This window comes from Nocardioides donggukensis, assembly GCF_014842875.1.
Classification (GTDB): Bacteria; Actinomycetota; Actinomycetes; order Propionibacteriales; family Nocardioidaceae; genus Nocardioides; species Nocardioides donggukensis.
This window is the reverse complement of record NZ_JACYXZ010000003.1, coordinates 495303-506944: the sequence shown is the minus strand read 5'-3', so window position 1 is coordinate 506944 and position 11642 is coordinate 495303. Positions and strand designations below refer to the sequence as shown.

At 72.9% G+C, this 11642-nt stretch carries 11 protein-coding genes; 1 reads left to right on the top strand and 10 read right to left on the bottom strand.

What is annotated here, in order from left to right:
• Positions 1–29: 29 nt before the first annotated feature.
• The 3 genes from IE331_RS12675 to IE331_RS12665 all read right to left on the bottom strand — a co-directional run bounded on the left by IE331_RS12675 (position 30) and on the right by IE331_RS12665 (position 2989).
• Positions 30–770: a hypothetical protein gene (locus tag IE331_RS12675; RefSeq protein ID WP_192143771.1), complete on the bottom strand. Its 741-nt coding sequence runs from the start codon at positions 768–770 to the stop codon at positions 30–32.
• A 116-nt stretch (positions 771–886) separates the two neighbouring features.
• Positions 887–2239, bottom strand: coding sequence for an O-antigen ligase family protein (locus tag IE331_RS12670; RefSeq protein WP_192143770.1), 1353 nt, complete (start codon positions 2237–2239; stop codon positions 887–889).
• A 9-nt stretch (positions 2240–2248) separates the two neighbouring features.
• Entirely contained in the window at positions 2249–2989 is a 741-nt protein-coding gene (locus IE331_RS12665) for a YveK family protein (RefSeq protein WP_192143769.1), read from the bottom strand.
• Between the two features lie 112 nt (positions 2990–3101).
• Between IE331_RS12665 and IE331_RS12660 the strand changes: the two genes are divergently transcribed.
• Complete coding sequence (locus IE331_RS12660) at positions 3102–3773, top strand: hypothetical protein (protein WP_192143768.1); 672 nt, start codon at positions 3102–3104, stop codon at positions 3771–3773.
• Here the strand turns inward: IE331_RS12660 and IE331_RS17010 are convergent.
• The 7 genes from IE331_RS17010 to IE331_RS12625 are packed head-to-tail and all read right to left on the bottom strand — an operon-like array spanning position 3712 to position 11523.
• Entirely contained in the window at positions 3712–4893 is a 1182-nt protein-coding gene (locus IE331_RS17010; protein ID WP_192143767.1) for a GNAT family N-acetyltransferase, read from the bottom strand. The two genes, IE331_RS12660 and IE331_RS17010, sit on opposite strands and share 62 nt — an antisense overlap.
• Positions 4890–6077, bottom strand: coding sequence for a non-hydrolyzing UDP-N-acetylglucosamine 2-epimerase (gene wecB, locus IE331_RS12650; protein WP_318646822.1), 1188 nt, complete (start codon positions 6075–6077; stop codon positions 4890–4892). Before wecB ends, IE331_RS17010 begins: the two co-directional genes overlap by 4 nt.
• A 4-nt stretch (positions 6078–6081) precedes the next feature.
• The gene (gene wecC, locus IE331_RS12645; RefSeq protein WP_192143766.1) at positions 6082–7338 is read right to left on the bottom strand and encodes a UDP-N-acetyl-D-mannosamine dehydrogenase; all 1257 of its coding nucleotides are present in this window, start codon (positions 7336–7338) and stop codon (positions 6082–6084) included.
• Positions 7339–7381: 43 nt separating this feature from the next.
• Positions 7382–8158, bottom strand: a complete 777-nt coding sequence (locus IE331_RS12640; protein WP_192143765.1) for a WecB/TagA/CpsF family glycosyltransferase — start codon at positions 8156–8158, stop codon at positions 7382–7384.
• Positions 8151–9305, bottom strand: coding sequence for a hypothetical protein (locus IE331_RS12635; RefSeq protein ID WP_192143764.1), 1155 nt, complete (start codon positions 9303–9305; stop codon positions 8151–8153). Before IE331_RS12635 ends, IE331_RS12640 begins: the two co-directional genes overlap by 8 nt.
• A complete protein-coding gene (locus IE331_RS12630; protein WP_192143763.1) occupies positions 9305–10342 on the bottom strand; it encodes a TolB-like translocation protein in 1038 nt (345 codons plus the stop codon). The genes IE331_RS12635 and IE331_RS12630 overlap by 1 nt, the downstream gene beginning before the upstream one ends.
• Positions 10339–11523, bottom strand: a complete 1185-nt coding sequence (locus tag IE331_RS12625; protein ID WP_201931754.1) for an MFS transporter — start codon at positions 11521–11523, stop codon at positions 10339–10341. Before IE331_RS12625 ends, IE331_RS12630 begins: the two co-directional genes overlap by 4 nt.
• Positions 11524–11642 lie beyond the last annotated feature (119 nt).

Here is an 11642-nt window from a genome sequence, read left to right as displayed (position 1 = left end):
CGGTCGGAATTCGACTGGTCAGTTCGGGGTCACGGAGTGACCCGTTCGCCCATCTCGGGGCCGTCCGCCCAGACGTTCGCGGACCAGAGATTGCCCTCGGCGGTCCAGTTGGCGACGACGCCCCAGTGGCCGGAGCTGGGCCAGAACCGGGTCGAGAACGCGTTGTCCCGGACCTGGATCCCGCCGTCAGCGCCGCCCGGTCCGGCGTACACCGAGTAGCCGCCACCGCCGATGAGGTTGCCCTCGAGCACGCCGCTGCTCGGCCCGTACCGGGCGTCGCCGACCCAGACGGCAGCGGTCTGGTCGTGGGCGTTGAGGATCGTGTTGCCGGTGATCGACCATCCGGAGTGGCCGTCCGCGGTGACCCCGTCGTTGTGACGACCGTCACCTCCGCTGAGGTCGTGGACGAAGCTGTCGGCCAGGACGCAGTCGTCGGCGAGCCGGACCCCGTCCTCGGCCCCGGAGACGTCCAGTCGGCGGGCGACGAACTGCCCGCCCTCGGCCGCCGCGAGCGACGCCGTGGACTCCGGCCCACCGGTCAGCGTGGAGTCCTCGATCAGGACGTCGCGACCACTGACGAGGATCGCGTAGTAGCCCTCGCTCACCACCCGGACGTTGCGGACCACGACGCGATCGGCGTCGATGGTCAGCTGGCCGCGGATCTCGACATCGGCCAGCACCGTGCCGTCCTCGGTCACGGTCAGCCCCTTCCGCACGGGCAGCTCGCCGCGGGCGCCGACGCTCGTGGCGTCCGGCCAGGTCCTGGCCACCACGGAGGGCGTGCCGACCCGGACCTCGTCCGCTGCCGGGGATGCACCCCTGCACCCTGTGGGGGCCAGCAGCAGCGCGGCCGCTGCGACAGCGACCGCGGCGCGCCGACGCGCGGTCATGTCCCGTCCGGGGCGGGGACCGGCTCGGGACTCGAGTCGTCCCGGGGGCCGATCCGTTCGTGCACCTCGCCGTACCGGACCAGCCGGTACAGCGCACCGGCCATGCCGAGCAGGAGGAACATGACTCCGGTCGCCATCGGGAAGCTGAAGCCGTCGTAGAAGGCCAGGCCGAGCGAACCGCCCACGAGCCCCGCAGCCAGGGCCTGGGCGTGCTCGGCGAGCACCGGGTCGGAGGTCAGCCGCCGGGTTCGTCGGGCCGCGTCGATCCCGGCCACCAGCACCGCGAGCACCGTCACGAGGCCCACCACGCCGACCTCCACGAGGAGTAGGAGGTACTGGTTGTCGAAGATCCGGTACATCGGCAGGAACGTCGAGTAGCCGCGTCCGAAGAACGGCGCGGTCTCGAAGAACTCCCAGGCGAACGGGTAGGAGCCGGTCCGTGACGCCACGCTGTTGTCGGTGCCGGCGGTGACGAACAGACCTCGGATGCTGCCGAGCATCCCCGGCACGGCGATGGCGACGAACACGAAGATGCCCGCCACGGCGGCGACCAGCATCCGTCGTGCCCGGGGCTGCCACCCCGCGGCCACCACGATCAGGGCGGCGCCGGCGCAGATCAGGGCGGACCGGGACACGGAGACGACCACGCCGAACCCCATCAGGGCGGCCGGTGCCCAGCTGAGCAGCCAGGGCCGTGCGGAGGGTCGATGCGCCCACGAGATGGCGAGGGGGAGGAGCATGCTGATCACCGCGCCGTACTCGATGGGGTGCAGTGCGGTGCCGAACGGACGCGTGAACCCGTTGCGCATCCCCAGGCCGGGCAGGGCGTCGTCACCCACGAGGCCGGGCAGGCTCAGTGCCCGCACCAGCGGGTCGCCCGTGACGAACTGTGCCACCCCGAGGGTCCCCAGGAACGCTCCGGCCACCACCACCCGGGTGATCAGCGTGTCCATCCGGACGAAGGTCGGGACCCCGTCGAGGGTCAGCAGGGCCACCCCCATCCAGCTCAGCACGGTCAGCAGGCCGAGGTGCGCCGTCCCGGACTCCAGTCCGGTGATCGGCCGGGTCATCGCCGCGACGAAGCTGGCGAGGAAGGCCACGGTCATCGCCAGGAGGGCACGCCGCAGCGGCTCCGGCCCGACGCCGGTGGGCAGCGGACGCTGGACGTGGTGGTAGGCCCACCACGCCAGACTGGCGCAGGCCACCAGGAACGCCGGTCGGCCGGCGCCGCCGAGCGGGCCGATGACCAGCCGGGACTCGACGAGGAACAGGGTGGCCAGGTAGACCGTCAGCGCCGAGACGGCGTCCAGCTGGCTGCGCCGGACCGCGTCGCGTCGTGAGAGGTCCATCCTGGCCACCTAGCCGCGCAGCCCGCGGCGCCTCAGGCGCTGGACGACCTCGCCCGCGTCCGGCTCCGGACGGTCGGGTGCCGCGACCGCTGTCAGCGTGGTGGGCGGGTCCTCCACTGGGTCCGGGGCATCCTCGGCGGCTGCCCGGCGCTGGGCGCGGCGGAGCACGAGACCGTCGATCGCCGCGGTGAGCAGGGCGGCGCCGAGCAGCAGCCCCGCCGCCAGCACGGCCAGCACCCTCACCTGTCCCTTGCGGTTGACCTCCGGCTCCGGGCCGGCCGCGACCTGAACGACGGTGATCTGGTTGCCGGCGTCGATCCCGATGGAGCGCTGCAGCTCGGCGAGATTGGTCGAGACCCGGGCCAGCGCCGCCTCGAGCAGGTCGGTGGCCGACGCCGGGTCGGGAGCCTCCACGAGCACGAGCAGGATCGGCGCACTCGTGGTGTCGTCCTTGTCGACCTCGTACGTCGCACCCGGTGCCACACGCTCCAGGTCCTGGGCGGTCTCCTCGGAGAGCATCGAGCGAGCCAGCACCTCCACGGAGTCGGAGAGGCTGCCGAGGTTGAGATAGCGGTTCGCGTCGGGTGTCTCGACGGTCTTGGGCGGGATCAGCACCAGGCTGGCCTTCACCTCGTACGTCGGCTTGACCAGTCCGGACGCGAACCAGCAGAGCCCGGCCGCGATGCCGAGGAGCACGACCAGCACGTACCAGCGGCGACGGAGGCTCGCCCGGAGCTCACTGAGGTACATGCCCTGCTCCTCCTCGGCCGGGTCCGACCGTGTCGTCCGGGATGCTCGACGCTTCCGGGTGATCGTGACCGCGGGCGCGGAGCCGTGTGTCAAGATCGGATCGGAGGCGGGAATGACGACCGGTGACGTGGTGCGGGCGATGGTCAGCCGTTGGTACGTCACGGCCGGCGGCCTGCTCGCCACTGCCGCGGTGGTCCTGCTGCTGCAGGGCGCCCCCGGCGCCTACACCACCACGGTCGACGTGCAGTTCCTCGCCCCCCGAGGTCCGACGGCTCAGCCCGGGAATCCGCGTGCCGACCTGATCGCCCTGGCCGGGCTGGTCGAGCGCGAGGTCGGCTCGGGCGTGCAACGGGAGACACCCGTCTCCCCGGACGTCGGCCTGGCCGGCCTCGGCGTCACCGAGGGCACGATGGTCTTCGTGCCGAACTCGGGCGGCCAGTGGAACTACTTCTTCGACGATCCGGTGGTGCGGGTCCAGGCCGTCGCCCCCTCGGACGGCCGGGCGGCCGAGCTGCGCGACGCTGCCGTGACCCGGGTCCGGAGCACGCTCGAGGACCTCCAGGTCGCCGACGGCGTGCCGGCGGCGAGTCGGGTCGGCACCCGGTTGGTGCCGGCCCGCCCACCGGTGCTGCTCGAGCAGGGCTCGGCCCTGCGGGCGATGGCCGTGACGGCCCTCCTCGGGGCCGCCCTCACCTGCCTGGCGGCGGTCCTGTTCGACCGGTTCATGCGGCACCGGGCCCACCTCCCCGCGTCGCCACCATCCGCGCCCGCCACCAGCGCCTGAGCTCGGCCGCCCGACCCCCGCGCTCGGCGGCGGCCCGACCGGCCCGGAGGATCCGGTCCTCGGCCCACAGCAGAGCCCTGACCGCTCCGGGCCGAGGACGCCGGGCGAACAGCAGGACGTCGGCCACGGGCACGCTGGAGCTGGCGAAGCGTTGCTTGTAGTCGGCGTCGCCCGGCCCGTAGTCGATGCGCGTGATGTGCGGGTCGTCCGCCGCGGCCTCGAGCATCCTCCGCAGCGTGTAGTAGCCCACGCGGTCCTTCGCGTGCTCGGGCACGAATCCGGGGGAGCCGATCGTCAGCACGCCGCCGTGGACGATGCCCCACCAGAACGCCACCGGCGCGTCGTCGATGTAGAGCATCCACACCCGCAGGCGGCCGCGCTCCTGCGCCCGGGTGAGCAGTGCCTCCTGGACCGGCCCGTCGACGAGGCTGACCCCGAGGCCACGCTGGTAGGAGACGGCGGCGACGGTCCGGAGGTCGGGCAGCAGCCTCTCGGCGTGCTCCGGGTCGTGCAGCGGGCGCAGCGTCAGCCGGTCGCCGTAGGCGCGCCTGAGCTTGTTGTCGTCGTAGCGGATCTGGCGCCGCGACTTCGACGAGCGAGCCGCCAGCAGCTGCTCCCAGGAGTCGGGGAGATCGGTGAACCAGCGAGGCTGGACCGCGCGTACGAGCGTCCCCCGCCGCCGCCCGCCGCCCGCGGTCACGTGGGTGAACCAGGGTGAGTCCGTGGCCACCTTCTGCAGGACCACGAGGTCGGCGGTGCCCGACGCCAGCACGTCGTCCAGCGCATCCGTGACCGCGGCCCGCAGCTCCGGGGTCTCGGCACCGACCACGCCGTCGAAGGCCACCACGAGGGCGCGGGCCCGCACGGAGCCGAACCTGGCGCCGGCCACACCGGGGCGGAACCGCTCGTCGACCAGACGTGCCGCCACCAGCGCGGGTGGCAGGTCACCGGCGCGCACCCGGAGCGCGTAGGGGCTGACCACCGAGGTGTCCGTCCCGGCCACGGTGAGGAAGTAGTCCAGCTCGGCGTCGACGTCGCCGATGGGCAGCAGCTCCCACCAGGAGCGCCAGGACTCCACCTGGGCCTCGGTGCTGGCCACGTCCGTCGTGTAGGTGCTCACCCCTCACCCCACTCCGGCAGCCGGGTGCCGACCCCGAGGAACTCCTCGACCGCGGCCCGGATCCGGCCCGAGGCCAGCCCGTCGCCGTACGGGTTCGTCGCCCGCGCCATCTCGTCGTGGGCGTCGGGATCGGTCAGCAGCAGGCGGGTCTGCTCCACGATGAGGTGCTCGTCGGTGCCCACGAGCCGCACCGTGCCGGCCTCCACGGCCTCGGGCCGCTCCGTGGTCTCGCGGAGCACGAGCACGGGCTTGCCGAGGCTGGGTGCCTCCTCCTGGACGCCACCGCTGTCGGTCAGGATGAGGGTGCTGGCGTCCATGGCGCGGGCGAAGTCGCCGTAGGACAGCGGGTCCGTGACAGTCACGTTGGGCAGCCCCTCCAAGGGCGGGAGCAGCACCTCTCGGACCGTCGGGTTGAGGTGTGCCGGCAGCAGGAACGCCACGTCGTCGAACTCCTTGGCCAGTCGGCCGACGGCGGCGGCCGTCCGCGCCATCGGCTGACCCCAGCTCTCCCGGCGGTGGCTGGTGACGAGCACGCAGCGGCGACCGTCGAGGGCGGCGACGGCCGGGTCCGCCACGGGCAGTCGCCGGGAGACCACGTCCAGGAGGGCGTCGATCACGGTGTTCCCGGTGACGACGACGTCCGCAGGGGCGATGCCCTCTCGCAGCAGGTTGTCGCGGGAGGTGGGTGTGGGCGCCAGGTGCAGGGAGGAGAGCTGGGACGTCAGCCGCCGGTTGATCTCCTCGGGGAAGGGGTCGTAGCGGTTGTCCGTGCGCAGCCCGGCCTCGACGTGGACCACCGGCACCTGCTCGTAGAAGGCGGCCAGGCCGGCGACGAACGAGGTCGTCGTGTCGCCCTGCACGACCAGGGCCGACGGCCGCTCGGCGCGGATCACCTCGGTCAGTCCGGCCAGGACCCGGTGCGTCACCTCGTGGAGCTGCTGCCGGGGGCGGATGATGTCCAGGTCGTGCTGGGGGACGATGCCGAAGAGCGTGTTGACCTGGTCGAGCATGGCGCGGTGCTGCCCGGTGACCACCACGGTCACCTCCACCGTCGCCGACCTCTGGAGCTCCCGGACGACGGTGGCCAGCTTGATCGCCTCGGGGCGGGTGCCGTAGACGACCATCACCCGCGGCCGGGCGGACCGGGTGCCGGAGGACGGGCTGCCGGAGGACCTGGAGCTCACGACCTCACCTCCACAGACCGCGGGTGTCGTAGACGACCTTGCCCTCGAGCCGGGAGCGGCTCAGGGACCGGAAGTGGTCGTGGTCCACGAGGAGCACGACGATGTCGGCGTCCTCGATCGCCTCGGTCGCACGCTGCAGCCGCACGTGGGAGAAGCCGCTCAGCTCCTCCGGCAGGGTGGTCGCGAACGGTTCGGCGACCCGGAGGTCGAGGTCCGGCAGGGCCTTGGCGATGTCCACGACGATGTCGAGCGCCGGGCTCTCCCGGAAGTCGTCCACGTTGGCCTTGTACGTCAGCCCCAGGCAGGCCACCGTCGGAGTGCGGAACCGCTCGGTCTTCCGCACGATCTGCGCGGCGACGTGGTGTGGCTTCTCGTCGTTGATCTCGCGGGCGACGCGGATCAGCCGGGACAGGGCCGGGGCCGCACCGACGATGAACCACGGGTCGACCGCGATGCAGTGTCCGCCGACGCCCGGTCCGGGGGTGAGAATGTTGACGCGGGGGTGGTGGTTGGCCACCTTGATGACCTCCCACACGTCGAGCTGGAGCTCCTCGCTGATGAGGGAGAGCTCGTTGGCGAAGGCGATGTTGACGTCGCGGTAGGCGTTCTCCACCAGCTTGGCCATCTCGGCGCTCGCGGCGTCGGTGAGCACCATCTGCCCCTGGCTGAAGACCCGGTACACCTCAGCCGCCTTCTGCGCGCACCGCGTGGTCACGCCGCCGATCACCCGGTCGTTGGTGACCATCTCGATCATGATCCGTCCCGGCAGCACCCGCTCCGGGCAGTGCGCGACGTAGAAGTCGGGCACCCCCTCGCTGGTGTGGGGCGCGACCAGGTCCGGACGCAGCTCGGCCAGCCAGGTGCTCAGCGTCTCGGTGGTGCCCGGGGGCGAGGTCGACTCCAGGATGACCACCTCACCGCCGTTGAGCCGGGGGGCGATCTGCTCGACGGCCGACCGCACGAAGGTCAGGTCGGCCGTGTGGTCGTCGAGGAACGGCGTCGGGACGGCGATGATGAAGGCGTCCGCCTCGGGCGTCTTCGTGCTGGCCTCGAGCCTGCCCATCGACACCGCGCCGCTGACGCCGACCGCCAGCTCCGGCTCGACGAAGGGCACCTCGCCGCGGGAGATCGACTCCACGGTGCGCTCGTTCACATCGACGCCTACGACCTCGATGCCGCGGGTGGCCAGGGAGACGGCCGTGGGGAGCCCGATGTATCCGAGCCCGATGACGGCGGCTCGTCCGGTGAATACCTCGTCCATGGTGGTTCTCTCTCCGGTGGATGGGTGGATGGTCGGTGGCAGGTCAGTGCGGGGTCGGTCGGTAGGGCGGTCGCCGGTGCAGTCGCTCGCCGAGGAGCAGCAGCAGGAAGGCCGAGTTGGTGACGAGGTAGCGCCGCCACAGACGGCGGGGCTCCTGCAGCACCCGGTAGGCCCACTCCATCCCGCTGGCCTGCCAGCGCTCGGGCGCCCGACGGGTGACCCCGGCCATCACGTCGAACGACCCGCCGACGCCGTGCAGCACGGGGACCCCGAGCCCGTCGCCGTAGGTCCCGAGGAAGATCTCCTTGGCCGGTGTGGTCATCCCCAGGAACAGCATGTCCGCGCCGGAGGAGCGGATCTCGGCCGCGACGTCGTCGGCCTCGGTCGGGGCGAAGTAGCCGTCCCGGGAGCCCGCGACGGTGGCTCCGGGGAACCGGTCGGCCACGACCCGCTCCACGGCGGCCAGCACCTCCGGTCGCGCCCCCAGCAGGTAGACCCGGTAGCCCTTGCGGTCGGCGAGCGCGAGCAGCTCCTCGAACAGGTCGATGCCGGCGACCCGGGCCGGCAGGTCGCGGCCGAGGAGCCGACTCGCCCACACGACGGACTGACCGTCGGCGAGCAGCAGGTCGCACGTCAGCAGCGACTCGCGCAAGAACCCGTCGGCCTTCAGCTTGACCACCTTGGCCGCGTTCACGACGCCGATCTGGAGCCGTTGCCGGGTCTGCAGGGCGTGGTCGGCCAGCGCCACCGTCTCCGCCATGGTCACGGCGTCCACGGTGAGCCCGAACAGCACCTGGCGCCGGTGTGCGGTCTCAGTCATCGAGGTCACCCCCGTCCAGCCAGGCGTAGAGCAGCCAGCCCAGCTCGTAGGGCCGACACTCGTGGTCCACCGACGCGGGGGGCAGGATCCGGTCCAGTCCGGGGAGCCGGTTCCCCGCGCGTACCGAGCTGGTGGCCGCCTGGGCGGCCCGGGCCGCCTTGAGTCGCTCGCGCCGAGCCACCTTCCGCCAGACCAGGCCCCACCGCTCGGACACCAGTTCCTCGACGACCTCCGGGTGCGAGTCGAGCCAGTGCACACCGCGCGCGACCTCCGCGCGGTGGTCGTCGCCGCCGGCGTCGAGCAGGTCGAGCAGCGCCATCGGTGCCATCGCGTGCTGGTGCACGCTGTAGACGGGGAAGCCCTCCACCACGGTGCCGTCCCGCACGTCGTAGTGCCACCACCACTGGCCCTCGCGGCCCTGGCGCCCGCAGATCATCCGGGCGGTGGTGTTCGCCGCCGCCAGCCACGAGCTCTCGCCGGTGAGCGCTGCTGCCCGCGCGAGAGCCTGGATCGGGTAGACCTGGTCGGCGAAGCAGCCGACGTGGGCCCGCCAGCGGGGGAGCGCCTGCGGCGGCAGCAGGTGCGGGAAGGTCCCTTGGTCGCCGGCATGCGCGAGCAGCCGCTGGGCGGCAGGCTCGAGCACGTCGCGGGCGGGCCCCAGGCCGTCGGCGGCGACGGCCGCGGTGAGCATCCATGCCGTGTCGACGGTCGGCAGCGGCCGGCCCCCGGAGAGCAGGTCCCGCAGCCGTCCGAGCAGCCGGCCCGGGTAGGAACCGGTCAGCTCCGCCTCCGCCCAGGCGGCGAGGGCGACCGCTCCCGGATCGGTCGACCCGAGCACCCGGGCCGCGGTCATGGCGGCGACCTCGCTCGCCGTACGGCCGCCGAGCACGTCGTGCTGCACCTCCAGCGGCACCCGCGACAACCCCATCGCCGCGATCGCGGCGTAGCGCGGGTTCACCCCCTCGGGGCGGATCCGCACGGTCGGGCTCCCGGCGACGCCCCGGACCGTCTGGGCGAACTCCGCGCTGTCGGGCAGGTACGCCGCTGCCAGGCCCCGGGGCGCGAGCTCGAGCAGCCGCTCGACCAGGCGAGCCGCTCCCTGGTCGACCTCTCGCTGCCGGCGCGTCGCCGCTGTGCGTGTGTGCATCACTGCTCTCCTGACTGCGGGGCGGTGCGGATCACTGACGGCGACCAGGCGTGCGCGATCAGCAGCTGCGGACGCGCCCCCCTGCCGGTCCCGATCGACCACACGTCGGTGACCCCGGGCTGGTCGGCCCGGGGCAGGCCGTAGAGAAGGGTCCGTCGGTCGAGCCACTCGACCTGGTCGTCGACGCCCTCGGGGCTGTGCGCGAGGATCGTGCGCTTCCCGGTGCTCAGGTCGAGCACGGCCAGCTGCCACAGCTTCTCGGGCCCGCGGGCCACGTCGACCTTGAACGCGACCCTCGTCCCGTCGGGGGAGACCGCGGGGCACTCGGCTCCGCTCCCCACGGAGGTGAGGGTGCGCTCCACGAGGTCGCCCTCGACCAGGTACGTCCTCCCCCCGGTTCCGACGGTCGCGTAGAACGTGCGGTCGTCGACGAAGGTGACCCCCCAGACGTTGCGGTCGCGCGGGGAGGAGGCCCGCCCGTCCAGGCGAAGGGTGAACTTCTCGAGGTTCCCGTGGTCGGTGCCGTCGAGCTCGTGGATCTCGGTCGCGGTGGAGAAGCCGGAGCTCATGTAGGAGTGTCCGGCGACGAACGAGGTGGTGGCCACGAGTCGGCCGTCGTCGGAGAGCCGGGTGCGGCTCGGGATGCCCGGCAGCGGCTCGGCGCCGACCTCGGTCCAGGTGTCGTCGAGGAGGGCGGCCTCGAACCTGGTCACCACGCCGCGCTCGGTGCGCAGGCAGGAGGCGCCGTGCTCGGTGGCGTCGACCCGGTCGCACTCGGCCTCGGTGAAGGCGCGCGGGCCGGACGGGTCCGCCAGCGGGACCAGCGCGACCCGGCCGTACCGCTCGTCGAGCCCGGTGTGCCGGAACGCCACCCGGGGGCCGCCCTCGACCTGCCCGATCGTGGTCTGAGCGTCCTCGGTGGACACGGAGAAGGTCTCCTCATGACGCTGGGCCTCCCGGGCCGCGAAGGCGGAGGCGACGAGGGTCGCGACCACGGCCACGACCGCGAAGAGCACCCACCGGGACCGGCTGCTCATGGCGTCACCGGAGCCCGGTCGAGCGGGCGGACCTGCGTGGCGGCGACCGCCGTGGCCAGCACCAGCGCCGCGGCGACGGCGGCCATGGCGGTCGCCGGCCCGACGAGCACCCAGAGGACGCCGAAGCCCACGGTGGCCAGCATCCGGGCCAGCGCGACGACGGTCTGCGCGGCGGCGATGCCGCTGGCCCTGGCCTGTACCGGCACCAGCCGTCCGGCCATGGCCGCGATCACGCCGTCGGTGGCGGCGTAGAAGAGGCCCAGCAGCGCGAGCGTGGCGAGGGTGGGCACCGTCCCGGAGGCGGGAACTGCCGCGCAGACGTAGGCGCCGGCCAGCGCCACGTGGCCGCCCACCAGCACCCTGGCGCGTCCTGCGCGGTCGGCGGCCCAGCCGACCGGCATCGCCAGGACGAGGTAGACCACGTTGGTCCCCACGTAGAGGAGCGGGAACCACTCCGCGCCGAAGTCGCTGCGCTCCAGCAGCGTGAGGTAGAGGAACCCGTCACCGATCGTGAGGATGCCGAGCCCGGCGGCCAGCACGAGAAGCCTGGTCAGTCGACGGTCGGTCAGGTCCTTCCACACGAACGGCGGCGATGCCGGACGAGAGGTCGGGCGGGGGCGTGGCGGGCGGATCCGCTGGTCCGGGGCGATGAGGCCGAGCAGGGCCACCCCGATGACCGCGAACGCCAGGCTGATCACCATCACCGTGAGGTATCCGTCCGGGATCCACCACAGCACCAGGAAGGCGATCAGCGGACCCATCGCCGCCCCGACCGTGTCGAGCGCGCGGTGCACGCCGAACGCCAACCCGAGGTCCTCGCTGCGCGTGGCCGACGAGATCATCGCGTCCCGGGGCGCCGTCCGCAGGCCCTTGCCCACGCGGTCGGCGGCCACGACGGCGGCGATCGAGCCGGCGCCGGCCGCGAAGAGGAGGAAGAAGCGCGCCACGCACGACAACCCGTAGCCGGCGAAGGCGACCCACTTGGGTCGATCGGTGCGGTCGGAGATCCAGCCCCCGCCCAGCCGGACCAGCACGCTGGCGCCCTGGTAGAGACCGTCGATGAGACCGAACGCGACGGGGGAGAGCCCCACGACGACCGTCAGGTAGAGCGGGAGGATCGCGGCGACCGACTCCGTCGAGATGTCGGTCAGCAGGCTGACCATGCCCAAGGTGAGCACCACGCGTCCGACCCGTGGCCGTCGGCGCGGGTGCGGAGCCGTCGCCGGCGTGACGTCGGAGCTGCCCGCACCACCTGTGCGCGGCGGTCGGTCCCGGACGGAGAGGTACATCCTCAGGCCCC